The sequence below is a fragment of the Curtobacterium sp. 'Ferrero' genome (genome assembly GCF_002412165.1).
GTDB lineage: Bacteria > Actinomycetota > Actinomycetes > Actinomycetales > Microbacteriaceae > Curtobacterium.
The window spans coordinates 25,166-51,110 of record NZ_NXIA01000011.1; the positions used below are offsets into that span (position 1 = coordinate 25,166).

The window sequence follows — 25,945 nt, forward strand, 5'->3', positions numbered from 1 at the left end:
GTTCAGCTCCTGCCGACGAGGCCGACGCGGTTGATGAGGGTGTCGAGCATCTCGTCGACGGCGGTGAGGACGCGTGCCGCGCCCTGGTACGCGTGCTGGTAGCTCAGCAGGTTGACGTTCTCCTCGTCGAGGTCGACGCCCGCCCCGGACTGCTGCTGGGTGCGCGCGCTGGTCAGGGCGAGTCCGGTCAGCGTCGATTCGGACGCGGCCGTCCTGGAGGCACTGCCCACCCCCGTCACGAACCTCGCCCAGGCGGCGTCGGCGCCGTCCGTCGCTGCGCCGAGCCGCGAGAGCGTGTCGGCGAACGAGTCGTCCAGCTCGCCCGACGCGTTCCGCGTCGCCAGCCCGTCCGCGCCGGTCGGCACGACCGAGAGCCCCTGCGCTGCCGGGGCGCCGGTGGCGAGGGCGAAGAACGGCGCACCGGTGGTGCCCGCCGGGGTCGTCCCCGTCGTGTGCACCGCGTTGACGGCGGTCGCGAGCGTCGTCGCGACGCTGTCGTACGAGGCGGCGGCCTCGGCCAGGGCGCCGCCCGTCCCCTGACCGTCGGCGGGGGCGAGGAGCGCGAGGTTCCCGCCGATCGAGCCGCCGGACAGCGTCACGGACCCGGCGGACCCCGAGGTCCACGTGAGCGTGACGGCGGTGCCGTCGCGGAGCGAGGTCGCACCGCCGAGCGCCACCGCGCGGGCGTCGGTGCCCTGCACGATCGGGTTGCCGCCGATGAGGACGTCGGCGGTACCGTCGGCGTTCGTCCGGACCGTGCCGCCGGCGAGCGTCGCGATCTGTTCGGTGAGCTGGTCGCGCTGGTCGAGGAGCTCGTTCGCGTTGCCGCCGCCGGCGAGCGTGGACCGGATCTGCCCGTTGAGGTCGGCGACCTGCTTCGCGGCGTCGTTGAGCTGCGTCACCTGTGCAGCGACCGTCGTCCTGGTGGTCGCCCACTGCTGCTCGACGGCCTTCGACCCGCTCGACAGCGTCGACGCGACGGTGTTCGCGGCACCGAGGAGCGTGCTGGCGGCTCCGGGGTCGTCGGGGTGGGCGGCGAGCTGCCCCCACGCCGACCAGAAGGCGTCGAGCCGGTTCGACAGTCCGTCGTCGCCGGGTTCGTGCAGGCCGGTCTCGAGCGCCGAGAGCGCGGTCGCCCGGGCGTCGGCGTACGCGGACGACCCCGCTGCCTGCCGCACTCCCGCGTCGAGCGTCAGCGAACCGAGCCGGGCGATCCCGTCGACCGAGACGCCCTGACCCGCGAGCGCTGCCGTCCCACGCATGAACCCGGTCTGGACGGCGGGGACCGACGACTGCGTCACGCGCTGCCGGGTGTACCCGGCGGTGCCGGCGTTCGCGATGTTCTGCCCGGTCACGTCGATGCCGGCGCGGGCTGCGGCGAGGCCGGAGGCCGCGGTCGCGAGTGATCCGAAGGTGCTGACCACGGCTACAGGTTCCCCTCGAACAATCGGGCGCCGTCGGTGCCGGAGCCGCTCGACCCCGACGCGTCGTACGTTGCGGCGCCGGTGACGGTGCCGGCGAGGGTCTCCTCGGTGGCGTGCGCGGCGGCGCGGAGGAAGCGGTCGTTCTCGTCGCGGAGCGCACCGATCTGCGTGGTGAGCTCGACCATCGCGGTGAGGTGCGCGGCGAGGATCTCGCCCCAGGGGCCGTTCGGCGCCGCGGCGACCACGTCCCGCAGGGGAGCGTCGGCGGGGACGCCCCACTCCTCGGCGACGGCGGCGCTCGAGGCGGCGCGCTCGAGTCCGGTGCTGCGGAGCCGCTCGAGGACCTGCTCGACCTCGCGGCTGGCGTGCGAGACCCAGCGGGAGCGCCCGGCGGCGAGCAGCAGCTGCTCCTCCTCGAGCTTGAAGGTGAGCAGTTCGAGCAGTTCGCGCTCGCGCCAGAGGACGGCGGACAGGTCGTTCACGCTCATCAGCTCCTCCCGTGTGGTCGATCGGTCCGTCATGTGGCGGACACCGGGGACTATCGGCCCGAGGCGACGCGCCGTAAGCGCGGTGCGTGCCGAGGCGTGCGTCCGGCGGTCGTGACGCGCCCGCCGGACGTACCCCGTGCCTCCCGGCCGAGCGGCGAACGGGGGACAGAACGTGCCGTTCCACGTCCCCGGTCCCCCCAAATGCCGACCCGGAAAGCGGCGGGACACCCCCGCACTGGGTACGCATGAGGGCCTGTTCAGAGCATTGCCAGCCGATACATTCGGAATGCACACCGGGGGACACCCGGACCGCGCGATCAGGATCGCGGGTGCACCCGCCCGGAGGGACCCGGGCGGTCTTCGACGTCCGTTCCGGCCTGCCGAGGCCGGTCGTCGTCGTGCCCACCGACGGGCAGGCCCACGGACGGGTGAGACGCAGGTCGACCAGGGGATCAGCAGCATGGACCGCACCGAACGCAACGCGATGATCGTCGAGCACCTCCCGCTCGTCGGCTACATCGTCGCCGACGTCCGAGCCCGCGCCACCCACCTCGACCGCGACGACCTCGCCGCCGTCGGCTCGCTCGCGCTCGTCGCCGCGGCCGACGCGTTCGACCCCACCCTCGGCGTGCCGTTCGGTGCCTACGCCAGGACCCGGATCACGGGTGCGATCGCCGACGACATGCGGTCCGCCGACTGGGCGTCCCGCGGCACCCGCAAGCGCATCCGCGAGACCCTCGCGACGCAGGAGGCCCTGTCCGCCCGGCTCGGGCGCTCGGTCGGCGTGCAGGAGATCGCCGACGCGATGGGCGTCGACCGGCAGACCGCCGCCGACGCGATGAGCGACGCGGGCCGGACCGTGACGGCCATCGACGAGACCGTGCACGACGTCCTCGCCGCCGAGACCGCGCTGCCCGGCGACGACCTGCTCGAGGCGGAGCGACGCCGGTACCTGCGGGCCGCCGTCGAGGCGCTGCCCGAGCGGATGCGGTTCATCGTCGAGGCGGTGTACTTCGGCGACCGCTCCGTCACCGAGGTCGCTGCCGAGCTGGGCATCACGCACTCCGCGGTCTCGCAGCAGCGGTCGGAGGCGATGCGGCTGCTCCGCGACGGCCTCGCCACCCACTACGGCGACGGCGGTGCCGCTCCAGAGCCGGCCTCGCGCACCACCGCTGCCCGGCGCAGCGCCTACCTCGCGAAGGTCGCGGCGAACGCGGCCGCCGGGGTCGCGCGCGCCGTCCACGACGTCACGGCACCCCCGGTGCCGGCGGCGGGGTAGTCGACGGGAAGGAATTCCGTCGATTCCCTAACGGCTCCGGCCGACCGGCCGAGAGTGCCCGTTGTCAGCCCACGGACGGGCAGACGTACGACCCAGATTTCACGGAGGAAACCACCATGGGTATGTCCATCAACACCAACCTCTCGGCACTCAACACGTACCGGAACCTCAACTCGACGCAGAACGACCTGTCGAAGTCCCTCGAGAAGCTCTCGTCGGGTCTCCGCATCAACCGTGCTGCCGACGACGCGGCCGGTCTGTCGATCTCCGAGGGGCTGAAGTCCCAGGTCGGTGGCCTCACGGTCGCCGCCCGCAACGCCCAGGACGGCATCTCGGTCGTGCAGACGGCGGAAGGCGGTCTCACCGAGACGCACGCCATCCTCCAGCGCGTCCGTGACCTCGCCGTCCAGGCGGGCAACGACTCGAACAACGCGGACTCGCGCACGGCGATCCAGACCGAGGTCACCCAGCTGAGCGCGGAGCTCGGCCGGATCTCGCAGTCGACCAACTTCAACGGCATCAACCTGCTCGACGGCACCGCCGGCAGCGCAGGCGACGGCAAGCTGAACTTCCAGGTCGGTGCGAACGGTGACGCGGCCAGCCAGATCACCGTGGACCTGTCCGGGGCGAACGTCTCGACCGTCGCGACCGCCGTCGCGGGTCTGAAGTTCGACACCGCGGCCGACGCGCAGGCGTCGATCACGGCCATCGACACGCAGATCAAGAACGTCTCGACCGCTCGTTCGAACATCGGTGCCGTCCAGAACCGCTTCGACCACGCCATCAACGTGACGAACGTGGCCAAGGAGAACCTCACCGCGGCGGGCTCCCGCATCACGGACGTCGACATGGCGGAGGAGATGGTCAAGTACACGCGCGACAACATCCTCAGCCAGGCCGGCACCTCGATGCTCGCCCAGGCGAACCAGAGCACGCAGGGTGTGCTCTCGCTGCTCCGCTAGTGAACCCCGCGGTGTCCGCCGGAGCCGTTCGGGTGCTCCGGCGGGCACCGCACCCCCTCGTCGATCGTCCGGGCCGGCGTCCGGTCGGTCATCCGGACCGGCGTCCGGTCGGTCGTCCGGACCGGCGTCCCGTCGGTCGTCCCGTCTGAAGGAGCGCGCGTGTCCACCTCGTCGGTGTCCTCGTCCTCGGGCTCGTCCCTCGCGATCGACGGCCTGGTCAGCGGCCTCAACACCACCAGCCTGATCAACTCGCTGATGTCGGTCGAGGCCGTCCCGCAGACGCTCCTGCAGAACAAGGTCGTCTCGACCAACTCGTTCATCTCGTCGCTGCAGACCATCAACGGGCTCGTCCAGACCCTCGCGACGAAGACCGCGGACGCCGCGAAGGCGACGTCCCTCAACGTCTTCGCGGCCACGTCCTCCTCCGCCGCGGTGACCGCCACCGCGGGGGCGAGCGCCGCCGCCGGCTCGGTGACCTTCACCGTCGGGGCGACCGCGGCCGCCCAGGTCGGGGTGACCGCCGCGATGTCGACCTGGTCGTCCGCCGCGTCTCCGCTCACCATCGTCGGGTCGGACGGCAAGCAGACGACCGTCACCCCCGCCTCCGGGTCGCTCGACGACACCGTGACCGCGATCAACAAGGCCGGCGCCGGCGTCACCGCGACCAAGGTCGCAGCCGGCACCGCCTCCGACGGCTCCAAGCTCTTCCGGCTGCAGGTGACGTCGACCGCGACGGGTTCCGCCGGAGCCTTCAGCCTGTACCGCGGCTCCGGCGCGGACGTCACCGCCGGAACCGCGACCGACGTGTTCGCCGAGACCGGCGCCGCCGTCGTCACGCAGGCACGCGACGCCAGTGTCACCCTCTGGGCCGGGACCGCTGCGGCGCAGACGGTGACGAGCGCCTCGAACACGTTCACGGACCTGCTGCCGGGCATCGGCGTCACCGTGTCGCAGACCACGACCGACCCGGTGACCGTCACGGTCGCGCAGGACACCACCAAGGCGCAGGCCGTGGCGTCCGGGCTCGTCGACGCGATGAACGCCGTCACGAAGTACTACGACACGAACACGGGCGTCACGAGCACCACGAGCCCGACGACCGGCACGACGAGCACCACCGCCGGCGTGCTGCTCGGCGACGCCACGACCCGCTCGGCCGTGCAGGCGCTGACCTCGGCGATGGCCGCACCGGTGAACGGCAAGTCGCCCTCGTCGATCGGCATCTCGATCACCCGCGACGGTGACTTCTCGTTCGACGCCGACGCCTTCCAGCAGGCCCTCGCGACCGACCCGGAGGGCACGCAGGCGATCCTGTCCGGCATCGCCGGCGCCGTGAACACCGTCGCGTCCACCGCGTCGGACAAGTACACGGGCTCGATCACCACCGCGATCACCGGGCAGCAGTCGGTCGTGAAGGACCTGAACGCCCAGATCGACAGCTGGACCGACCGGCTCGCGCAGCGCCGCGCGACCCTGCAGGCCCAGTACTCCGCACTCGAGACGAGCCTCAGCTCGCTGCAGTCGCAGTCGGCGTGGCTCACGAGCCAGCTCGCGACGCTGTCGAGCTGACGAGGGACCCACCATGACCTACGACTTCCAGGCCGCAGCGTTCCGCCAGGCCGCGCAGCCCCGCACCGTCACCGAGCAGCGTCGTGCCCAGTACACGAACGAGGCCGTGCTCTCCGCGACCCCGGCGCAGCTCGTCACGATGCTCTACGACCGGCTCCTGCTCGACCTGCACCGTGCCGAGGCCGCGCAATCCATCGCGGACTGGGACGCTGCACGCGACCAGCTCCTGCACGCCCAGGCCATCGTCGGGGAGCTCTCCTCGACCCTCCGCATCGACGTGTGGGACGGCGGCGAGGGCCTCCTCGCCATCTACAACTACGCCTCGACGTCGCTCATCACCGCGAACGTGCACCGCGACGTCCAGGCCACCCGGGACTGCATCCGGCTGCTCGAGCCGCTCCGGCAGTCCTGGCACGAGGCCGCCGCGTCGCTCCCCGCGACCCCGGCCACCGGTCACAGCGCTGGCGGTGCGCTCGGTGTCGCCTGACGACGGCGCCCTCCGGGCCGGGTGGGAGGCCTTGCTCACCTCCCTGGAGCAGGACGCGGCCGGGCAGGCGGCTGGGTCGGCGGACGGACCCGCGCCCGCGGACTCGCTCACATCGGCGACCTGGACCGAGCCGACCGGGCTGGGTCCGTTGCCGCGCGACCTGGTGGGTCGTGCCTCCCGGCTGCTGGCCGCGCAGCGGGACCGGATGCGGACCCTGGAGGCCGAGCGCGCGGCCGTGCTGGAGCACCTGGGTGCGCTCCGCGCCGTGGACGCGACGCGGGAGCCGCTCGGCGCCGTGTACCTCGACGCGTCCGCCTAGGCGCGCCGGCCCGCTACACGGGGAGCATGCGGTGCGACGGCGCTCGCGTCGAACGACGGGTGGTTCGTCGCGGGCGTGAGATCAGGGTGTGTGCGCGTGCATGCAGCGACGGCGCGCGGGTCGATCGACGGGCGGACTGTCGAAACGCCCGCGCCTCGTGATCTGGGCCCCGCCCCCCGTTCGGGGCAGCGGCTAACGCGGGCGCCGGGCGGTGCCGACAGCGCCCCGTGAGCACGGATCGCTCGACCACCGGCCAGGGATCGGCCACCGCCAACCGGCGACGTCTGCAGGGGACGCCGCCACGAAGGGGACGGTCCGACCGTGTTCGATTCCGTGACGAGCGCCGCGCTGCAGAGTGCCCTCGACGGGCTGTCGATGCGCCAGCGCGTGATCGCGAACAACATCGCGAACATCAACACCCCGAACTACCACGCCGAGAAGGTCCGCTTCGAGGACGCCCTCGCGCAGTCGATCGTCGACGGCGACGGTGCGACCACACCGACCATCGCGCGGAGCCTCGAGCCGACGAACCAGAACGGCAACAACGTCAACCTCGACGAGGAGACGCTCTCGAACGTCGACACAGTGCTCCGGTACCAGTTCGCGACGCAGGCGATGAACAGCGAGCTCACGAGTGTCCGTGCGGCGATGCGGACCACGTCGTGACCACCTTCGACGCGATCGGCATCGCGAGCACCGGCATGACCGTGCACCGGAAGTGGCTCGACGCGATCTCGGACAACATCGCCAACGTCAACACGGTCCGGTCGATGGACGACTCCGCGTTCCAGGCCCGCTACGTCGAGGTCCAGGAGGGTGCCGGTGTCTCCGGCGCCTACGTCAAGGGCGCCGCGTTCGGCAGCGCCGCCGGCCGGGTGACCTACGACCCGGACAACCCGCTCGCGAACGCAGAGGGCTACGTCCGCATGCCGGACATCGACCTCGGCACGCAGATGGCGGACCTCATCATGGCCCAGCGCGGCTACCAGGCGAACGCCGCCGTGGTCGACCGTGCCAAGACCGCCTACGAGGCGGCACTGCAGATCGGGAAGAACTGATGCCCATCGACGCCGTGAACGGTGTGACCACCAACGCGATGACCCGCGCCTTCGCCGGCGCGACCGACGCCGCAACCGGTGCGAGCGGAACAGGGGCGACCGGGATCGGGGCCACGGCCGCGACGTCCGGCGACGGCTTCGCCGCGAGCCTCGCGGGCGCCGTCGACGGTCTCCAGCAGCTCCAGAGCGACTCGAAGACGCTCGCGCTCAAGGCGGTCACCGGCAACCTCGACGACATCCACGACGCCACGATCGCCGCCACCCGCGCGCAGGTCACCCTCGAGCTCGTCGCCGCCGTCCGCAACAAGGGCGTCGACGCGTTCAACGAGATCATGCGGATGCAGGCCTGATGCCCGCCGCGGTCAAGAACGTGTGGGCGAGCCTCGCCGCGTACGTCAAGGGGTTCAGCGCCGCGCAGCGCACCATCGCGATCCTCGTCGTCGCGGCGCTCGTGCTCGGCGGCATCGCCCTCGCCAGCTGGCTCGGCAAGGCGTCCTACGCGCCGCTCTTCACCGGGCTCGCCGCTGCCGACGCCGCGAGTGTGACCGACCAGCTCCAGACCGACGGGGTGCCGTACCAGCTCACCGACGGCGGGGCGACGATCCTCGTGCCGCAGGGCTCGGTGTACTCGGAGCGGCTCAAGGCGGCGTCGAACGGGCTGCCGTCGTCGAACGAGGGCGGCTACTCGCTGCTCGACCAGATGGGCGTGACGAGCTCGGAGTTCCAGCAGAACGTCACCTACAAGCGGGCGATCGAGGGTGAGCTCGCGAAGACGATCATGGCGATGGACGGGGTGCAGACCGCCTCGGTGCAGCTCGCGATCCCGGAGAAGACCGTCTTCGTGTCCGAGGAGAAGGACCCGACGGCGTCCGTCTTCATCGCGACGAAGAACGGCGCCCAGCTCACGCCGGACCAGGTGCAGGCGATCGTGCACCTGACGAGCGCCGCGGTCGAGGGCATGCAGCCCACCGACGTCTCGGTGGTCGACTCGAAGGGCCAGACGCTCTCGGCCGTCGGCACGGGCGCGACCGGCTCCGGCGCGGACCAGGCGGCGGACTACGACCAGACGACGAGCAAGAAGATCCAGGACCTGCTCGACACGACGCTCGGTGTCGGCAACGCGACGGTCGTCGTGTCCGCGACGATGAACCAGAACACGGGCACGAAGACCGCGGAGACGTACACGTCGCCGACCACCGGGCCGGTCGCCCTGAACGAGTCGAGCAGCACCGAGCAGTACGGCTCGGGCTCCGGCGCAGGGGCGTCGAGCGGCGCGACGGGGGTGCTCGGACCGGACAACATCGCGGTCCCGAACGGCACCGCGACGACCGGCACCGGCACCGGCGGCTACACCAACGAGTCCGCGACGAAGAACAACGCCGTCGACCACACCACCGAGACGACGCAGATCCCCGCCGGTGCGCTCGAGAACCAGTCGATCTCGGTCGCACTCAACTCGAAGGCCGCGAGCGTGCAGAACGCGAACCTGCAGAGCATCAACGACCTCGTGTCGCGGGCGGCGGGCATCGACCCGACCCGTGGCGACAAGGTCGCGGTCGCGATGATGGACTTCGACACGAGCGCCGCCGCCGCTGCCGCCAAGGCCCTCAAGGCGCAGCAGCAGGCCGACCAGCAGGCGCAGATCTGGTCGTCGATCCGGACCGTCGGCATCGTGGTCGGGGCGCTCCTCGCACTGCTGACGATCGTGTTCTTCCTGCTCCGCCGCGGACGTCGTCAGGAGCGGGAGGCGGTCGACCTCGGCGAGCTCGACGCGTTCGCCGGCGACACGTTCCAGCTGCCCCTCGCCGTCGACGGCGCCGCCGAGCGCGGGGCCGTCGGGGCCGGGGACGCGCCGACGGTCGCCCTGCCGACGCTGCCCGCGGACGAGCCGCCGACCGAGGTGCTCACCTCCGAGGACATCTCGGCCGAGCGCCGCCGCCAGGACATCCAGGCCCTCGCCGAGCGCGACCCGAAGCGCACCGCCGACCTGCTGCGCGGCCTCCTCGACGACCGGGCACCGGTGTGAGCGCGCTGATGCCGGGCGCCACGTCCGGTCCCGCCGCCGACCGCCCGCTGACCGGTGCGCAGAAGGTCGCGCTCATCCTCATGCAGATGGAGACCGACCGCGCGGCCGAGGTGATGAAGCAGTTCACCGAGCTCGAGGCCGAGGAGATCTCCGCCGAGATCGTCCGGATGCGCCGCGTCGAGGACGTCGTCGTCGACCGCACCATGACCGAGTTCCACCGCATGACCCAGAGCGGTCGCCTGCAGAAGCGCGGCGGCAAGGACACCGCGATGGGGCTCCTCGAAGCCTCCTTCGGTGCCGAGCGCGCCGCGGGCGTCATGGACCGGCTGGCCTCGAACCTCGCCGGGCAGTCGTTCGACTTCCTCGACGACGCCGAGCCCGGCCAGGTCGTCACCCTGCTCGAGGGGGAGCTCCCGCAGACCATCGCCCTCGTCCTGGCACACCTGAAGCCCGGGCAGGCGAGCGCCGTGCTCGCCGGGGTCGACGAGCGAGCTCGGACCGACGTGGCCCAGGCGTTCGCGACGATGGGCTCGGCCACGCCCGAGGCGGTCGGCATCGTGGCCGGAGTGCTCCGGCAGCGTGCCGGCGCCGTGGTGTCCCCGCGCGAGAGCGTCGAGGTCGTCGGCGGGATCGCTCCGCTCGTGGACATCATCAACCGCTCGGACGTCGCGACCGAGAAGGCGGTGCTCGAGGGGCTGGAGGCCCGCGACCCGGAGCTCGCGGAGGACATCCGCTCCCGCATGCTGACCTTCGAGGACATCGTCAAGCTGGAGGCCCGCGACATCCAGCAGGTGCTCCGCGGCATCGACTCGAAGATCCTCGCGACCGCCATGAAGGGCGCCGCTGGGCCGGTCGTCGAGACCATCCGGGCGAACGTCTCCGAGCGCAACCGCGAACTGCTCGACGACGAGCTGCAGGCCATGGGCCCGATCCGCGTCTCGCAGGTCGAGGAGGCCCGTGCCGAGGTCGTCCGGTCCGTCCGCGAGCTGGAGTCGCAGGGCGTCATCACCGTGCACCGCACCGAGGAGGACGAGCTCGTTGACTGACCAGACCGCCCAGCACCAGACCGTCCAGCGCCTGACCTTCCCCGCCCTCACCAGGAACACGCACGACACGACCGCGAGCGGTGCGACCGCGACCGCAGCGGCCGCCGCCGAGGTCCGCGGGCACGCGACCGGGTACGCGGCCGGCCTCCGTGCCGCGCAGGCCGAGACCGACGCGCTCCACGCGCGCCTCCGCGCGGAGCACGACCAGCGCCTCGCGTCCCTCACGGCGGACACCGTCCGCCGTGTCGCGGTGCTCGACGCCGCGACCAACGCGTTGCTCTCGCAGCTCGTCCCGGTCCTCCGGGACGCGGAGGCGTCCCTCGCCGCGGCCGCCGTGGACCTGGCGGAGGCCGTCGTCGGCCACGTGATCCGTGCCTCCCGTCCGGTGGACGGTGACGCTCTGGAGGAACGGCCCGGGCCCGGCGCGGAGGCGACCGTCCTGCGGGCGCTCGCCTCCGTCGACGCGTCGGTCGCGCTCGCGGTGCGGGTCAGCGTCGACGACGCGGCACGCGTCGCCGGGCTGGCGACCGCGGTGCCGATCGTCGCCGACCCCGCGCTGTCCGACGGCGACGCCGTCGTCGACCTGCCGGACGGCCTGCTCGACGCCCGGATCGGTGCGGCCCTCGACCGTGCCCGAGCAGCGCTGGGGGTGGCACCGTGAGCGCGACCCTGCTGCGCCCTCGCGGCCTCGACACCGCGATCGCCCGCGCCCGTCCCGAGCGACAGGGTGTCGTGACGAGCGCCGTCGGCCTCGGGCTGACCGTCGCCGGACTCGACGCGCACGTGGGCGAGGTCGTCCTCGTCGGTGCCGAGGGCGGACCGCAGACGGCCGTCGAGGTCGTCGCGACCGACTCGACCGGGGTGCGGTGCATGCCCCTGGGGCGACTGGTCGGCGTGACGGCGGGGACCCCCGTGCGGCCCACCGGTCAGCCCGTGCTCGTGCCGACCGGCCGTGGCCTGTTCGGCCGGGTGCTCGACGGACTCGGGCGGCCGATCGACGGTCGGGGTCCGCTCGTGCACGACGCGCTCGTGCCCCTCGACCACGCCACACCGGACGCCATGGGTCGGGCGCGCATCGACACGCCGGTGCAGCTCGGTGTCCGGGTGCTCGACACCATGACCACCGTCGGCCGGGGGCAGCGCCTGGGCCTGTTCGCCGGGTCCGGCGTGGGCAAGTCCTCGCTGCTGTCGATGATCGCGCGGGGGAGCGACGCGGCCGTCACCGTGATCGCGCTCGTCGGCGAGCGCGGCCGCGAGGTGCGGGAGTTCCTCGAGGACGACCTCGGGCCGGAGGGGCTCGCCCGGTCGATCGTCGTCGTGTCGACCTCCGACGAGCCGGCGCTGATGCGGCTGCGTGCGGCGTTCGTCGCGACCCGCATCGCGGAGTCGTTCCGTGACGCCGGCGAGGACGTCGTGCTCATGATGGACTCGCTGACCCGCGTCGCGATGGCGCAGCGGGAGATCGGCCTCTCGGTCGGCGAGCCGCCGGCCACCCGGGGCTACCCGCCGTCGACGTTCTCCGTGCTCGCCGGCCTGCTGGAACGGGCCGGGACCGACCGGGTCGGCAGCGTCACCGGGCTGTACACGGTGCTCGTGGACGGCGACGACCACAACGAGCCGATCGCCGACGCAGCACGGAGCATCCTCGACGGACACGTCGTGCTCGACCGGAAGCTCGCCGTCACGGGGCACTTCCCGTCGGTGGACGCCCTCGGGTCGGTGTCGCGCGTGGCGTCGAAGGTGACCTCGCGCGAGCAGCGGGACGCCGCGACCACGCTCCGGACGGTGATGGCGGCGCGACGTGCGGCACAGGACCTGCTCGACGTCGGCGCGTACCAACGGGGCACCAACCCGCTCGTCGACGCCGCAGTCGACCACCAGGACGCCATCGACGCGTTCCTCCGGCAGGGCATGGCCGAGCGCGCCACCGCCCCCGAGTCGTGGGCTGCACTCGACCGGCTCGTGCGCACCCTCGGCGTCGGAGGTGCCCGCTGATGCCCCGACGGTTCCCCCTCGCCGGACTCCTGCGGCTCCGGCACACCGAGCAGGGTCGGGCCGCCGCCATGCTCGCCGCCGCGAACGACCGGCTCCGCGACGCCGCCGACGCCCGGGTCGCGGCCCGACGCTCGCTGGCCGACCGTGCCGACGCGCAACCGATCGAGGACGCCGCCACCCTCAGCGCCGTCGCGGCCGCCCGCGCCGCGACCCGCGGGATGCTCGAGGAACTCGACGCCGTCGTGCGGAGCCGCCGGACCGAGGCGGACGCCGCACAGGAGGCCTACCGGGCCGCGCGCCGTGCCGCGCTCGGGCTCGAGAAGCTCGAGGAACACCACACCGCGGCCGTCGTCGCGGAGGAGCTCCGGACCGAACAGAACGCCCTCGACGAGATCGCGGCCAGGAACCGCGCGGAAGGTGGTGCCCGATGAGCGTGGACGCCGTGCTCTCCCGGATCTCCGACATCCGGAGCCAGATCGACGCCCTCCGCACCGGAGCGCCGACGACCGACACGACGGCGAGTGCCGCCTCCGCCGACACCTCGACCGCCTTCGCCGATGCCCTCGCGACCGCGACGGGCACCACGACCGGCACGTCGGCGGCAGCCGGGACCACCGCCGCGACCGGTGCCGCTCCGGCCACCTCGGTCGACGCCGGGAAGGGCACGCTCGCGACCGGCAGCGGTGCCACCGGGGACGACGTCGTGGCGGACGCGAAGAAGTACCTCGGTGTGCCGTACGTGTTCGGCGGCACGACGAGGTCCGGCATGGACTGCTCCGGACTCGTGCAGACGGTGTTCAAGGACCTCGGGGTCACGATGCCGCGCGTGGTGCCGGACCAGGCGGCGATGGGTGTCGAGGTCGGCTCGCTGAAGGACGCGCGGCCGGGGGACCTCATCATCCCGAAGGGCGAGGGGCACGTCGTGATCTACGTCGGCGACGGCAAGGTGCTGCACGCGCCCCACCCCGGCAAGGACGTCCGCATCGTGGACAACTGGTACTCGGACGCGGACATCGCCACCATCCGCCGCATCGTGCCGTCCGCGCAGGAGGCCGCCGCGACCCGTGCGACCGCTGCCGTCCAGGCGCCGTCGGCGTCCGGCGGGACCGACCTGCAGACCGCGGCGCTGCTGTCACTGCTGAACTCCGGGAGCGCCGCGTGAGCCTCGTCACCACGCCCGCAGCCGTGTCTCCGGGACCGACCCCGGCCGCATCGAGCACCCGTGCCCGGGAGCGGGGGAGCACCGCGTTCGACGACGTGCTCGCCGCCGCTGCTGCGCCGGACGACCGCCCGCGGAACACCGAGTCGACCACCCCGCGCCGCCCGCGCACGGACCGCCGCGAGGACGACGCGGCATCGGCATCGGCGGCGGTGCAAGCGACCACCGGTGGGAACTCCGCCGCGCCCGGAACCGCGGGCCTCGTCGCCGCCACCCCTGCGGCCGCGGACGCGGCTGCCGTGGACGCGGCGGCGTCGACCACGGCCGGTGCCGGGTCCACGAGTCCGGCGCCGTCGAGTGCCGCGTCGTCGGCGGCTGCTGCGGCCGCTCCGGCAGCGACGAACACCGTTGCGGGGACGACCGCCGTGACGGCGACACCGACGACCGGCATCCCGCCGGGGACGACGCCGGGGACGGCGGGTGCCCCGGCCGCGGGCACGACCGCCCCGGGCACGACGACGCCGGGCATGACGACCGCGCACGCTGGCAACCTCGGCGCGATGACCGCGCCCGCACCCGCCGCCGACCGCTCGACCGGCTTGCCGACGGGAGGGAACCCGGCCGGGACGACGTCCTCCGCGACGACCCCGCCGACCGCGCCGACGACGAGCCCGGCGGTCACGGCCGCAACCGCACCACCCGTCGGCGCGACCACCGCCGACACCACCGGCAGGACCACTGCGCCCGCAGCCACCGCAGGCGGGACCGTCGGCGGCGCGACCGCAGCGGCACCGACGCCCGCGCAGCCGACGGGCGTCCTCCCGACAGGCTCTGCCCCGATCGTCGCCGTCCCGGCTCCCGGCACGGTGGCGGCCGGCACAGCGACGGTCGCCATCACGACCGCCGGCACGAACCCGCCCCACACCGCGACCCCCGGCACCGCGGCGGCCGGCGCGCCGACGACGGACGCTCCGACGACCTCCTCGACCGCGGTGGCCGGCGGCGGCAGCGCGGGGACGGCCGCGATCGGCACGTTGGCGGGCACCGCGGGCGGGGGAGCCGGCCACGCCGACGACCGCCGGCCGGCCGACGAGGGCGATCCGGGCCTCCCGTCCGTCGACCAGGCGCGGTCCGCCGCCACCCCGTTCGTCGTCGGCACCACCGCGACGACCGCGACGGCTGCGCCGTCCGGCGCCGCGACCGCGAACCAGGTGCCGACGCCCCTCGGCACCCAGCTCGCCCGACCGGTGTTCGCGCTCGCGCAGGCCGGCCCCGGCGAGCACGTCGTCACCGTCCAGGTGACGCCGGACACGCTCGGGCCCGTCACGGTGCGCGCGCACGTCGGTGCGCACGGGATGCACGTCGAGCTGTTCGCCGCCTCCGACGCCGGTCGCGACGCCGTCCGCCAGGTGCTGCCGGACCTCCGCCGCGACGTGGCGGGCACCGGCCTCGCGACGACGCTCGACCTGTCGTCGCAGAACCACCCGGACTCGGCACCGCAGCGCGACGGTCGTCCGGCAGACGTCCGTCCCGCGCCCGACGGCCGGGAGGCCCGTCCCGCCCCCGCCACGCCCCGCGCCTCCGTCCCGACCAGCGTCCGCACCGCGGGCCTCGACGTCCTCGCCTGAGCGAGCCCACGAAAGGACCAGCCATGCCCATCGACGGCATCACCGGATCGGTCGACCAGGCCACGCAGGCCGCGGCCCTCGCCGCGAACCAGACGTCCTCGCGGTCCCAGACCATGGACTCCGAGGTCTTCATGAAGCTGCTCGTCACGCAGTTGCAGAACCAGGACCCGTCGTCCCCGATGGACACCAACCAGATGATCTCCCAGCAGACGCAGCTCGCGATGATGGAGCAGGTCACCAACCAGACCACGACGGCGAACGAGAACTTCTCGCTGCAGATGCGGATCGCCGCCGCCAACCTCGTCGGCAAACAGGTCAGCTACACCGACGCCGCCTCCGGACAACCGATCACGGGGACCGCGACAGCGGTGTCGTACGCGCAGAGCGTCCCCACGGTCACCGTGAACGGGAAGGAGGTCAACCTCGACGTGATCTCCGGCATCACCACCGCTCCCTGACCCACCCCTCCTTCCTCTTCCTCGGTACCTCCACGAAAGGACGCACCATGCTCCGCTCGCTCTACTCCGGCATCTCCGGCCTCCGCTCCCACCAGGAGATGCTCGACGTCACCGGCAACAACATCGCCAACGTCAACACCGTCGGCTTCAAGTCGTCGTCCACGGTCTTCCAGGACACCCTGTCGCAGATGACCCAGGGCGCCGGCGGTCCGCAGACCGGCATCGGTGGCACGAACCCGGCGCAGATCGGCCTGGGCGTCCAGGTCGCCGGGGTCTCCACGAACTTCGCGCAGGGCTCCGCCCAAGCCACGGGCAAGGCCACCGACCTGATGATCTCCGGCGACGGCTTCTTCGTCACCCGGCTCGGCAACGACACCCTGTACACCCGCGCCGGTGCGTTCGACTTCGACGCGAACGGGCGCCTGGTCACCGCGGACGGCAAGATCGTGCAGGGCTACTCCGCAACGGACGGCGTCGTGAACGACGGTGGCCAGCTGACCGACATCACGCTCCCGCTGCAGGCCGCCGCACCGGCGACGGCGACGAGCTCCGCCACGGTGTCCGGCAACCTGCCCTCCGACACCGCCGTCGGCGACACCATCAACCGGGACGCCACGGTGTACGACCAGTACGGCACGAAGCACACCCTCTCCCTGGCGTACACGCGCACCGCCGGTGGCTGGTCGGTCGCCGCGTCGAACGGGCAGGGCACGTCTGCGACCGGGACGATCACCTTCGGGACGGACGGCAAGATCGCGAGCGGGCAGACGCTGCAGGTCGGTGGCATCACCGTCGACATGACGCAGCTCTCCGGCTTCGCCACCCTCAACACGTCCAGCATCTCGTCGCAGAACGGGCACGAGGCCGGTTCGCTCCAGGGCTACTCGATCGCAAAGGACGGCACCGTCACGGGCACGTTCTCGAACGGCGCTTCGCTCGCCCTCGGCCGCATCGCCCTCGCGACCTTCGCCAACCCTGGTGGTCTCGAGAAGGCGGGCGCCTCGGGCTACCGCGCCACCGCGAACTCCGGCCAGGCGAACGTCGGCGTGCCCGGGTCGGCCGGCGTCGGGTCGCTCGCGGCCGGCACGCTCGAGATGTCGAACGTCGACCTGTCGCAGGAGTTCACGAACCTGATCGTGGCGCAGCGCGGGTTCCAGGCGAACGCGCGCATCATCACGACGTCGGACGAGGTGCTGCAGGAGCTGACGAACCTCAAGCGCTAGGGGTCTGGGGGTGGCGTCCCACACGGGACGCCCACCCCCTGGTCGCGCTCGCGGTGCCGGATGCCTTGCCGCCGCCGGACCGTGAGGATCCCGCTCCTGGGCGTGAGGAGTCCATCAGCGACCTGGTACCGGCCCACCCGCGGGTGGAGGCTGCGGACGTGCACCAGATCACGACGTCGCTCCCGCCCGACACCATCCGCGACCACCACCTGCACCTCTGGGGACGCGAGCGCGTCCAGCCCGTGGGCCGGACCCTCTGGAGCTCCAGGACCCTCGTGGTGTTCCCGCCCGGCACCAGCGTCCGCGAGCGCCTCCTCCTCCGACTCCTGCACGGCTGGGGCATCCTCGGAGCACTCGCCGGCATCGGGGTGATGGCCGCCCTGAACGGCCGGACCGTGCTGGGGATCGGGTCGGCCCTGGCCGTGTACGGGCTCGGGTACGCCGTCCTCCGGCGCGCCACGCGTCGAACACGCCCGTCGGTCCGGACCCTCGTCGTGACCACGTTCCACGGCGGGGGCCGTCCCCGGGTGCACGGCGACCACCGGCTGCTCGCGTCATCGCTCGACGCACTCATGGTGTCCGAACGGCTGGTGCGGGCCGGTCGGATGAGCCCGGTGGACTTCGAACTCGTCTGGGCGGACGTGTGGGCGTCCTTGCCCGAGACGGCACGACGGGGTCTGCGGTGACCGCCGGACCGGGGGAGGACGGCACCGTGGCCGTGCCCGACGACGGCGACCCGGTGGTGCTCGGGTACGACTGACCCTCCACTCTCGCAGCCGGAACGGATGCGGCGACCGCGTGCGCACCCGACGACCGGACGGGAGGCGCGGTGCGGGCCCGCCCCGCGCCTCCCGTCCGCTGCCCCGCACCTCACGCGCGCGGCGCGTCCTGCCGGAGCACCGCGTCGACGGCCAGCCGGAGCATGGCCGGTTCGGAGGGGATCCGAGCGCCCGCCCCGGGCAGCGCGCGTCCGAGGGCGAGCCCGTCGACGACGGTGAGCAGGAAGCGGGCTGCCTGATCGGGGTCGCCGTGCAGGACGACGCCCTCGTGTCGCAGCGCGTCGAGCCAGGCCCGGACCCGGCCGACCCCGAGCCGCTCCATCGCGAGGAACGTGTCGCCGCTGTCCTCCGGCGCGGAGGCGGCGATGTGGGCGTCGTGGAGGGCGGTCCAGCGCCGCCGTGCCTCGGCGCCGCGGCCGGTCGACGCGAGCAGCAGGTGCAGGCAGTCCACCAGCCGGTCCGCCGCCGGTCGGGAGGTGTCGGCCATCGGGTCGTCGGGGACCTCGAGCGTCTCGAGTCCCGCGACGACGGTGTCGAGCAGCTGCTGCTGCGTCGGGAAGAAGTGCCGGAGCGAACCCGTGCTGACACCGGCGCGGGCAGCCACTGCGCGCACCGTCAACCGTGCCGTGGGGTCCTCGCCGAGCATCGTGGCGGCTGCGATGAGGATCCTCGACCTCGTGTCGGGAGCGGTCGGTCCGGTCATGTCCTGGTTCCTCCTCGGCGCGCTCCCCGTCGAACGGGACGCGCGTGTCACATCGTACTAGTACAGTGTGCTAGCCTCGCTCACCGACTGGTACAGCGTACTAGTCGCGACCGATGTGACGACGACCGACGGGAAGACGATGGACCAGGCACGAGGGAAGAACGGCGCGGTGACGCCGACGACGAGCACGATCAGGAGATCGCGGCCGTGGGTGACGAACGTCCTCTGGCACCGCCCGATCGCGATCGCCCGGGCGAATGCCCGGGCCTGGCTGCTCGTGAACACCGGGACGTACGGACTGCTGGTGATCGGGTTCGTCGTGGGACTGCTGTTCCCCGAGCTCAGTCAGGACCGAGCGACCGCGCTCGAGGACGACGGAACGGGGGAGCTCGTCCGGTCCGTGTTCGCGACCCCGGCGCTGTTCGCGCTGCTCATCCTCGCCGTGAACGTCTTCCGGCTCAGCCTGCTCACGATCATCGTGCCGTCGGTGGTCGTCCCGTTCGCCGGCCTGGCCTGCTTCGGGTACTGGGCCGTGCAGACCGGGGTCACCCTCGTCCCGGCCTCCGCAGGCGGGTGGGTGGCGCTGATCCCGCACGTTCTGACCGTGGTGATCGAACTGCAGGCCTACGCCCTCTGCTGCCTCGGCGTGTACGTGCTGGGGCGGTCCTGGGTGCGCCCGCGCTCCGCAGGGGTGACGCTCCACCGGCAGGGCTACCTCACCGGCCTCCGGCAGCTCGCGGTCCTCGCCGTGCCGGCGCTGGTGCTCCTGGTCGTCGGCGCGGTCTGGGAGGCGTACTCGCTCCGGTACCTCGTCGGCCCCCTCGCCCGTCTGCTCGCCTGATCGGACCGGGCGCCTCGTAGGCTCACGGCATGGACACCGACGTTCTCGACCGCACCGACGTCCTCGACCGCACCGACTGGTCCGGATCGCTGCTCGTGGCGGACGACTCCGGCCGGGTCGTCGAGCGCTCCGGCGGTCGGACGGACGGACCGGCTTCCGCGCCGTGCGGTCCGGACACCCGGTTCCAGGCCGGCTCCATCAGCAAGAGCGTCATGACGGTCGTGGTGCTCCACCTCGAGGAGCGTGGTGCGCTCCGCCTCGACGAACCGATCGACACCTGGTTGCCGGAGCTCCCCGCGGCGATCCGGTCGACCACCCTGCACCAGCTCCTCGGGCACACCTCGGGCGTCGGGCACTGGGGTGACGTGCCCGGGCTCCCGCCGGTGCTCGCCGATCCGCCCGGACGCGACGCCCTGGTCGCGATGGTCCTCGCGGCGCCGGTGGTCGACGGTCCGGGGCGGTCGTGGCGGTACAGCGGCCCGGGGTTCCTGCTGGTCGCGCTCGTCGTCGAGGCCGTCACCGGGCAGCCGTACGGTGCGGTGGCGGCGGAGGTCGTGTTCGCCCGGGCCGGCATGCACGCGACGACCTCCGGGACGTGTCCGATCGGAGACCCCGGTGCGGCTGACGTGCGGGTCGCAGTCGGTCGTGTCGACGGCCGGCCGATCGCGGTGGCGCCGCGGTTCGCGGGGATCCCGGGGACGGGCGACCTGTGGACGACCACGGGGGACCTGCTCCGCTACACGCGGGCCCTGCGCGCCGGGGCGTTGGTCGGCGGGACGGAACGGATGTGGGAGCCGCGGGTGCCCCTGCCGCCGTCGGACCAGGACGCGCCGCTCGTCGCGACCGCGTACGGGTACGGCACCTTCACCGGACGGGTGCTCGGGCAGGAGGCATGGTTCGTCCCGGGGGACAACCCCGGCTACCAATCGCTCCTCGCCCACCTGCCGGGCACGGGGACCGACGTGGTGCTCCTGAGCAACGACGCGGACGGTGTCCGGACGGTGCTCGCTCGGCTCGCCGAAGCGGGCTGACGAGGGTGTGACGCATGCAGCCGGCTGACGGACGGGAGGCGCGGTGCGGGCCCGCACCGCGCCTCCTATCCGTCACGTGGTCGCGCCACGGCGCTCCGGCGGTGTCGGTGTCGCCCCGTATCCTGTCTGCCTGATCGCCGTCGCCGCTGCGCGGCGCGGTCGCGGGCGGATCGCGTGCCGCACCGCCTGGACGGCCGTGGGAGGAACCGCCATGAGCATGGAGAGCGCCGCCTGGAGCTCGCTGTACAAGATCTCGACCGCCAAGGACGGCGGACGGGGCATCTCGCGTGCGTCGCTCCGGCGGATCATGACCTTCGCGGTGCCGTACCGATGGAAGCTCGTCGTGTTCATCGCGCTCTCGGTCGTCGGTGCGTTCCTCGCGGTCGCGACCCCCGTGCTCGCCGGGCAGGTCGTCGACGTCATCGCGGCGCGTGGTGCGGTCTCGACGATCGTCTGGCTGGCCGTGGTCATCGCGGTCGTGGCGGTCGCCGACGCCGGTTCGTCCTTGCTGACCCGCTGGTACTCGGCCCGGATCGGCGAGGGCGTCATCCTCGACCTGCGCACGGCGGTGTTCGACCACGTGCAGAAGATGCCGATCGCGTTCTTCACGCGGACCCGGACGGGCGCGCTCGTCAGCCGTCTGAACAACGACGTGATCGGGGCGCAGCAGGCCTTCAGCGGCACGCTGTCCGGCGTGGTCACGAACCTCGTGGCGTTGGTCCTGACGCTCGTCGTCATGCTGAGCACGTCGTGGCTCGTCACGGTACTGGCGGTCGTGATGCTGCCCGTCTTCCTGGTGCCCGCGCGCCGCATGGGCACCCGGCTCGCGGCGCTCCGGCGCGAGGCGGCCGACCACAACTCGGCGATGAGCACGCAGATGACCGAGCGGTTCTCGGCGCCGGGCGCCACCCTCGTCAAGCTGTTCGGCCGTCCCGACGAGGAGTCCGAGGAGTTCCGGGTCCGTGCCGCCCGGGTCCGCGACATCGGGGTCCGGACGGCCATGCTCCAGTTCGTGTTCGTCACCGCCCTGACCCTCGTGTCGGCGCTCGCCCTCGCGCTCGTCTACGGCCTCGGCGGATCGCTCGCACTCGGCGGCGCGCTCAACACCGGCGACGTCGTGACGCTCGCGCTGCTCCTCACCCGGCTCTACGCGCCGCTGACGAGCCTCGCGAACGCCCGGGTTGAGATCATGAGCGCGGTGGTGAGCTTCGAGCGGGTGTTCGAGGTGCTCGACCTCGAACCGCTCATCCGCGAGAAGCCGGACGCCGTGACGGTGCCGGAGGGCCCCGTGGCCGTCGAGTTCGACGACGTCCGGTTCGCGTACCCGTCGGCCGACCGGGTGTCGCTGGCCTCGTTGGAGGAGGTCTCGACCCTCGACACCCGCGGCGGCGACGAGGTGCTCCACGGCGTCTCGTTCCGGATCGAGCCGGGGCAGACCGTCGCCCTCGTCGGGACCTCGGGTGCCGGGAAGTCCACGATCGCGCAACTGCTGTCGCGGCTGTACGACGTCGACAGCGGCGCGGTGCGGTTGGCGGGGCGGGACGTCCGCGACGTCACCTTCGAGTCGCTCCGGCACACCATGGGCATGGTCACCCAGGACGGCCACCTGTTCCACGAGACCATCCGGGCGAACCTCCGACTGGCACGCCCGAGCGCCACGGACGACGAGGTCTGGGACGCCGTCCGCCGGGCACGACTCGAACCGCTGATCCGGTCACTGCCGGACCAGCTCGACACCATGGTCGGCGAACGCGGCTACCGGCTCTCCGGCGGTGAACGGCAGCGGATGACCATCGCACGGCTGCTGCTCGCCCAGCCGCGCGTCGTGATCCTCGACGAGGCGACGGCAGCGCTCGACTCCACCTCGGAGGCCGCGGTGCAGGCCGCGCTCAGCGAGGCGCTCGAGGGACGAACCGCCATGGTGATCGCCCACCGGCTGTCGACGATCCGGAGCGCCGATCTGATCCTCGTCGTCGAGGACGGGTCGATCATCGAGCGCGGGACGCACGAGCAGCTGCTCGCGCAGGGTGGCCGGTACGAGGAACTGCACCGGACCCAGTTCGCCCAGCAGGCCGAGGCGGCAGCAGGAGCCGCCGATGCGGCGGCAGCGGATGCCGCCGACGAGGTGCCCGCGGCGCAGGGGTGACCGCCGACCCCAGGGGTCTGCTCCTGCCGGGTCACTCGCTCGGGTCGAAGCGCTCCCACCGGCCCTCGGAGACAACCGTCACGTCGCCGTCGACCACCGCCAGGGCGGTCTGCTCGTCGATCACGTAGGCGGGGCCGTCGATCGCCGCGGCCCAGCGCTCGGCGGCTTCGAGGGTGTTCTCCGGGAACGCGTCCAGGTGCGGGAAGATCGAGAAGTCGACGACGCCGAGCGTGCGGTCGTCGGGGGCGTCCGCCCACGCGACGAACGGGCGTCCGATCCGCGGGGTCATGACCATGCTCCCGGCGCTCACGCCGACCCAGACGGTGTCCGGCGTCGACGCCATCACGTCGAGCAGGCCGCTCGCCCGCATCCAGTGGGCGAGGTAGGTCGCGTCGCCGCCGTCGACCAGGAGGACGTCGGCCTCGCGCACCCACGGCGCCCACCGGTCGACGCCGATCGTCGGGAGCGCCGTGAGCTCGAGCACGCCCAGCGACGCCCAGCCGAGTCCGGTCAGGTGGGCCGATCCGCCACCTCCGGCGATGAGGCGGACGACGGAGGACGGGCCGCACATCGGGTGGCCCCACTGGGCGGTCGGGACCACGAGCGCACGGCACTCCTCGACGGGCTTGCCGAGCATGTCGACGAGTGACGCGTGGATGGTGGGGTTCGTCACCCCGCCGGACGTCAGGAGCATCCGCACGCTGGACTCCTTCCGGTGCGGTCGAGACCCCGATCAGCATCGCGCCGATCGCGGGCGTCCGCAAGGCCACGGACCGCGCCAGCCGGCCGGACGGGACGCTCAGCAGTGCGGTCCGGTCAGCCGAGGAGCCCCAGCGCCCCCGGCACGGAGTACAGGCTGAACGCGATCACGACGAGGGCCAGCCCGGTCACGACCCAGCGGTAGGGGCCGCGCATGCGGTGCTCCGGCGGCAGCGCCCGGCGCTCGAGCACAAGCAGGAAGCCGAGGACGATCGGCAGCAGCAGCGCGTTCATCACCTCGACGTCCACCGCGAGCTGCACGAGGTCGACGCTCGACAGGACGATGACCGCGCCGACGACGTGGGTGAGGGCGTACACCGTGAAGAAGCGACGGTTGCCGCGGTCGATCCCGCCGTTCAGGGAGTGCTTCCACCCGAGCACGTCCGCGATGCCTCACGACCCGGCGAGCGAGACCACGATCGCGGCGACGAGGGCACCGCCGAGGATCGCCAGGCCGACGAGCACCCGGGCCGGGGCGTCACCGAGGAACGGCATGAGCGCGGTCGCGATGTCGCCGACCGTGCCGAGGTGGGCGGACGCGCCCGCGCCGCCCTTCCAGACGGTGGCTGCCAGGGTGATGACGACGACGATCATCACGCCCTGCGTGAGGACGGAGCCGAAGGCGGTGTCGCGGCGTTCCCGCCCGAGGTCCCGCACCGTGAGTCCCTTGTCGATCACCGCGGTCTGCTGGTAGAAGATCATCCACGGCATGATCACGGCGCCGACGTTCGCGGCGAGCAGGTACAGGTAGGCGTGGTCACCGAGGGGGAGCGCGGCGAAGTGTGCGGCGAGGTCGCCCCAGTCCGGGTGCGCCAGCAGCATGGCGGGCAGGAACGCGAGCTGGCCCAGCCCGACGACGATGCCGATGCGTTCGACCCGCCGGTAGCTGCCGAGCATGGCGACGACGACCAGGGCGATCGTGACCACCGGCACGGTGATCCAGCGCGACACCCCGAACAGCTCGCCGACGCCCGCGATGCCCGCGAACTCGGTCAACAGCGCGCCCACGGCGGACAGTACGAGCGTGCCGGCCGACACCCAGGCCCAACGGCCGCCGAAGTGGTCGCGGATGAGCTGGCCGTGGCCCTTGCGGGTGACGACGCCGAGCCGCACCGTGATCTCCTGCACCATGAACAGGATCGGGATGAGCACGAGCTGGGGGAGCACCATCGTGTAGCCCCACTGCGCACCCGACTCGGCCGCCGTGATGAGGCACCCCGCGTCGGTGTCGGCGAGCATGACGATGAGGCCGGGGCCCCAGACCTCCAGCGGGCTGCGCCGCCGGCGTGCGGGGACGACGGATCCGTCCGCCGCCGGGCCGGTCGACGGAGAGCTGGTCACGGTGGAGCTGGACGGTGGCACGATGACGAAGGTAAGGCAACCCTTACCCCCGCCACCATGGGAATGCTCGAAGGATTGCGCCTCGGCCCCTCAGCGGGACGACGGTCGGCGCGCCGGGAACGCGCGCCCCGGGTCCTCCCCGCGGGCGACGGCGTCGTAGCGCGCCCACGCCTCGAGCTGCGCGTCCGACGGTGTCTCACCGCGGTGCACCGCGGCGGCGATCTCGTTCGCGTAGACGTCCCGCATCTCCTCGGCGTGCTTGCGCCACGGCATGTTCGTCCTCCCCGGGGCACCGCTCGCTGCCGACGGGTCCGGCCCGCGAGTGTCGATGCGCACGCATCATCCTCCCGGACGGGCGCCCCCGGCGCACCGTGCGTCGCCGCCCCCGACCGGGGGAGCGGTCGGCCCCAGTGCGGGGCACAGGAGCGGCGTGGACCACCGGACAGGAGGCGCGGTGCGGGCCCGGCACGTGCCTCCCGTCCGGCACGCCCGACCGGACGCGACGACGCGCGTCCGTGCGTCGCGCGTCCGTGCGTCGCGCGTCCGTGCGTCGCGCGTCCGTGCGTCGCGCGTCCGTGCGTCGCGCGTCCGTGCGTCGCGCGACCGCGCGTCGCGCGACTACGGTGTCCTCGTGGAGCCTCAGCAGCCGCGCGAGCGGCGCAACCCCTGGTGGGCGGTCGCCCTCGTGTACGCGTTCGGCGGGATCCTCTTCCTGGTCGCCGGACGGATGCTCCCCTGGCAGGACCAGGACCGTCAGGACCCCGAGTACTGATGGCCGACCGCGAGACCGGCCCCGTCGAGCCGGACCTGGTACCCGAGCTCCTCGTCACCGACCTCGACCGCAGCCTCCGGTTCTGGTGCGACCTGTGCGGCTTCGCGGTCCGGTACGCCCGACCGGAGGAGCGGTTCGCGTACCTGGTCGGCGGGAGCGCGCACGTGATGCTCGAACAGGCCGGCGTCGGACGCAACTGGGTGACGGGTGCACTCGACCGTCCGCTCGGACGCGGGGTCAACCTGCAGATCAGCGTCCCGGACAGCACGGCGGTCGCGGATCGGCTCGTCCGCGCCGGGATTCCGCTCTTCATGCAGCCGGAGACGAGGTGGTACCGGGTCGGCGACGAGGAGGCGGGCGTCACGCAGTTCCTCGTCCAGGACCCGGACGGCTACCTGCTCCGCTTCCAGACGTCGCTCGGCCGTCGGCGCCGCACCGCCTAGGCTGGAGCG

The 25,945-nt window shown here is 72.9% G+C and carries 30 protein-coding genes; 23 read left to right on the top strand and 7 right to left on the bottom strand.

Annotation, left to right across the window (positions count from 1 at the left end; translation table 11 throughout):
• Positions 1-2 precede the first annotated feature (2 nt).
• Positions 3-1,424 carry a flagellar hook-associated protein FlgK gene (gene flgK, locus Csp2054_RS10775; RefSeq protein ID WP_096899323.1) on the bottom strand — a complete coding sequence of 474 codons (1,422 nt, stop codon included), beginning with the start codon at positions 1,422-1,424 and terminating at the stop codon, positions 3-5.
• Positions 1,425-1,426: 2 nt separating this feature from the next.
• Positions 1,427-1,912 (bottom strand): flagellar export chaperone FlgN, encoded by a 486-nt coding sequence (gene flgN, locus Csp2054_RS10780; RefSeq protein WP_096899419.1) that lies wholly within the window; start codon positions 1,910-1,912, stop codon positions 1,427-1,429.
• A gap of 460 nt (positions 1,913-2,372) precedes the next feature.
• On the opposite strand from flgN, the gene Csp2054_RS10785 reads away from it, so the two are divergent.
• From Csp2054_RS10785 to Csp2054_RS10870, 18 genes are all read left to right on the top strand, one after another.
• Positions 2,373-3,191, top strand: a complete 819-nt coding sequence (locus Csp2054_RS10785; protein WP_096899324.1) for a sigma-70 family RNA polymerase sigma factor — start codon at positions 2,373-2,375, stop codon at positions 3,189-3,191.
• 116 nt (positions 3,192-3,307) lie between these two features.
• The gene (locus Csp2054_RS10790) at positions 3,308-4,153 is read left to right on the top strand and encodes a flagellin (protein WP_217990907.1); all 846 of its coding nucleotides are present in this window, start codon (positions 3,308-3,310) and stop codon (positions 4,151-4,153) included.
• A 159-nt stretch (positions 4,154-4,312) separates the two neighbouring features.
• A complete protein-coding gene (fliD, locus tag Csp2054_RS10795; protein WP_096899326.1) occupies positions 4,313-5,722 on the top strand; it encodes a flagellar filament capping protein FliD in 1,410 nt (469 codons plus the stop codon).
• Between the two features lie 13 nt (positions 5,723-5,735).
• A complete protein-coding gene (gene fliS / locus Csp2054_RS10800; RefSeq protein WP_096899327.1) occupies positions 5,736-6,209 on the top strand; it encodes a flagellar export chaperone FliS in 474 nt (157 codons plus the stop codon).
• A gap of 31 nt (positions 6,210-6,240) precedes the next feature.
• Positions 6,241-6,528: a hypothetical protein gene (locus tag Csp2054_RS10805; RefSeq protein ID WP_217990908.1), complete on the top strand. Its 288-nt coding sequence runs from the start codon at positions 6,241-6,243 to the stop codon at positions 6,526-6,528.
• Between the two features lie 321 nt (positions 6,529-6,849).
• The gene (locus Csp2054_RS10810) at positions 6,850-7,194 is read left to right on the top strand and encodes a flagellar basal body rod protein FlgB (RefSeq protein WP_096899329.1); all 345 of its coding nucleotides are present in this window, start codon (positions 6,850-6,852) and stop codon (positions 7,192-7,194) included.
• The gene (locus tag Csp2054_RS10815; protein ID WP_096899330.1) at positions 7,191-7,586 is read left to right on the top strand and encodes a flagellar basal body rod protein FlgC; all 396 of its coding nucleotides are present in this window, start codon (positions 7,191-7,193) and stop codon (positions 7,584-7,586) included. Before Csp2054_RS10810 ends, Csp2054_RS10815 begins: the two co-directional genes overlap by 4 nt.
• Positions 7,586-7,936, top strand: a complete 351-nt coding sequence (gene fliE / locus Csp2054_RS10820) for a flagellar hook-basal body complex protein FliE (protein WP_176491661.1) — start codon at positions 7,586-7,588, stop codon at positions 7,934-7,936. Before Csp2054_RS10815 ends, fliE begins: the two co-directional genes overlap by 1 nt.
• Complete coding sequence (fliF, locus tag Csp2054_RS10825) at positions 7,936-9,612, top strand: flagellar basal-body MS-ring/collar protein FliF (protein WP_096899331.1); 1,677 nt, start codon at positions 7,936-7,938, stop codon at positions 9,610-9,612. The genes fliE and fliF overlap by 1 nt, the downstream gene beginning before the upstream one ends.
• Positions 9,613-9,620: 8 nt before the next feature.
• The gene (fliG, locus tag Csp2054_RS10830) at positions 9,621-10,658 is read left to right on the top strand and encodes a flagellar motor switch protein FliG (RefSeq protein ID WP_096899421.1); all 1,038 of its coding nucleotides are present in this window, start codon (positions 9,621-9,623) and stop codon (positions 10,656-10,658) included.
• Positions 10,651-11,319: a hypothetical protein gene (locus tag Csp2054_RS10835; protein WP_096899332.1), complete on the top strand. Its 669-nt coding sequence runs from the start codon at positions 10,651-10,653 to the stop codon at positions 11,317-11,319. Before fliG ends, Csp2054_RS10835 begins: the two co-directional genes overlap by 8 nt.
• Positions 11,316-12,653: a FliI/YscN family ATPase gene (locus Csp2054_RS10840; protein ID WP_096899333.1), complete on the top strand. Its 1,338-nt coding sequence runs from the start codon at positions 11,316-11,318 to the stop codon at positions 12,651-12,653. Before Csp2054_RS10835 ends, Csp2054_RS10840 begins: the two co-directional genes overlap by 4 nt.
• Positions 12,653-13,084 carry a flagellar FliJ family protein gene (locus Csp2054_RS10845; protein ID WP_096899334.1) on the top strand — a complete coding sequence of 144 codons (432 nt, stop codon included), beginning with the start codon at positions 12,653-12,655 and terminating at the stop codon, positions 13,082-13,084. Before Csp2054_RS10840 ends, Csp2054_RS10845 begins: the two co-directional genes overlap by 1 nt.
• On the top strand, positions 13,081-13,815 hold the full coding sequence (locus Csp2054_RS17770; RefSeq protein ID WP_141399229.1) for a C40 family peptidase: 735 nt from the start codon (positions 13,081-13,083) through the stop codon (positions 13,813-13,815). Before Csp2054_RS10845 ends, Csp2054_RS17770 begins: the two co-directional genes overlap by 4 nt.
• Complete coding sequence (locus tag Csp2054_RS10855) at positions 13,812-15,440, top strand: flagellar hook-length control protein FliK (RefSeq protein ID WP_096899335.1); 1,629 nt, start codon at positions 13,812-13,814, stop codon at positions 15,438-15,440. The genes Csp2054_RS17770 and Csp2054_RS10855 overlap by 4 nt, the downstream gene beginning before the upstream one ends.
• 23 nt (positions 15,441-15,463) lie before the next feature.
• On the top strand, positions 15,464-15,898 hold the full coding sequence (locus Csp2054_RS10860; RefSeq protein ID WP_096899336.1) for a flagellar hook assembly protein FlgD: 435 nt from the start codon (positions 15,464-15,466) through the stop codon (positions 15,896-15,898).
• A gap of 47 nt (positions 15,899-15,945) precedes the next feature.
• Positions 15,946-17,121, top strand: a complete 1,176-nt coding sequence (locus Csp2054_RS10865; protein ID WP_096899337.1) for a flagellar hook protein FlgE — start codon at positions 15,946-15,948, stop codon at positions 17,119-17,121.
• A 158-nt stretch (positions 17,122-17,279) separates the two neighbouring features.
• Complete coding sequence (locus tag Csp2054_RS10870) at positions 17,280-17,807, top strand: DUF6611 family protein (protein ID WP_141399230.1); 528 nt, start codon at positions 17,280-17,282, stop codon at positions 17,805-17,807.
• Positions 17,808-17,991: 184 nt separating this feature from the next.
• Here Csp2054_RS10870 and Csp2054_RS10875 read toward each other — a convergent pair whose 3' ends face one another.
• Positions 17,992-18,603 carry a TetR/AcrR family transcriptional regulator gene (locus tag Csp2054_RS10875; protein WP_096899339.1) on the bottom strand — a complete coding sequence of 204 codons (612 nt, stop codon included), beginning with the start codon at positions 18,601-18,603 and terminating at the stop codon, positions 17,992-17,994.
• Positions 18,604-18,742: 139 nt separating this feature from the next.
• On the opposite strand from Csp2054_RS10875, the gene Csp2054_RS10880 reads away from it, so the two are divergent.
• The 3 genes from Csp2054_RS10880 to Csp2054_RS10890 all read left to right on the top strand — a co-directional run bounded on the left by Csp2054_RS10880 (position 18,743) and on the right by Csp2054_RS10890 (position 22,621).
• Complete coding sequence (locus Csp2054_RS10880) at positions 18,743-19,444, top strand: stage II sporulation protein M (RefSeq protein WP_141399242.1); 702 nt, start codon at positions 18,743-18,745, stop codon at positions 19,442-19,444.
• A gap of 29 nt (positions 19,445-19,473) precedes the next feature.
• Positions 19,474-20,475 (top strand): serine hydrolase domain-containing protein, encoded by a 1,002-nt coding sequence (locus tag Csp2054_RS10885; protein ID WP_096899340.1) that lies wholly within the window; start codon positions 19,474-19,476, stop codon positions 20,473-20,475.
• A gap of 211 nt (positions 20,476-20,686) precedes the next feature.
• Positions 20,687-22,621 (top strand): ABC transporter ATP-binding protein, encoded by a 1,935-nt coding sequence (locus Csp2054_RS10890; RefSeq protein ID WP_096899341.1) that lies wholly within the window; start codon positions 20,687-20,689, stop codon positions 22,619-22,621.
• A gap of 31 nt (positions 22,622-22,652) precedes the next feature.
• Here Csp2054_RS10890 and Csp2054_RS10895 read toward each other — a convergent pair whose 3' ends face one another.
• From Csp2054_RS10895 to Csp2054_RS10905, 4 genes are all read right to left on the bottom strand, one after another.
• Positions 22,653-23,321 (bottom strand): Type 1 glutamine amidotransferase-like domain-containing protein, encoded by a 669-nt coding sequence (locus Csp2054_RS10895; protein WP_096899342.1) that lies wholly within the window; start codon positions 23,319-23,321, stop codon positions 22,653-22,655.
• Between the two features lie 116 nt (positions 23,322-23,437).
• Entirely contained in the window at positions 23,438-23,761 is a 324-nt protein-coding gene (locus Csp2054_RS18390; protein ID WP_217990909.1) for a hypothetical protein, read from the bottom strand.
• 12 nt (positions 23,762-23,773) lie between these two features.
• Positions 23,774-24,721: an NRAMP family divalent metal transporter gene (locus tag Csp2054_RS10900; RefSeq protein WP_217990910.1), complete on the bottom strand. Its 948-nt coding sequence runs from the start codon at positions 24,719-24,721 to the stop codon at positions 23,774-23,776.
• Between the two features lie 90 nt (positions 24,722-24,811).
• Positions 24,812-25,057 (bottom strand): hypothetical protein, encoded by a 246-nt coding sequence (locus tag Csp2054_RS10905; protein ID WP_141399231.1) that lies wholly within the window; start codon positions 25,055-25,057, stop codon positions 24,812-24,814.
• A gap of 295 nt (positions 25,058-25,352) precedes the next feature.
• Between Csp2054_RS10905 and Csp2054_RS18115 the strand changes: the two genes are divergently transcribed.
• Positions 25,353-25,493: a hypothetical protein gene (locus Csp2054_RS18115; RefSeq protein ID WP_176491662.1), complete on the top strand. Its 141-nt coding sequence runs from the start codon at positions 25,353-25,355 to the stop codon at positions 25,491-25,493.
• Positions 25,493-25,936 (top strand): bleomycin resistance protein, encoded by a 444-nt coding sequence (locus Csp2054_RS10915; RefSeq protein ID WP_096899345.1) that lies wholly within the window; start codon positions 25,493-25,495, stop codon positions 25,934-25,936. The genes Csp2054_RS18115 and Csp2054_RS10915 overlap by 1 nt, the downstream gene beginning before the upstream one ends.
• Positions 25,937-25,945 lie beyond the last annotated feature (9 nt).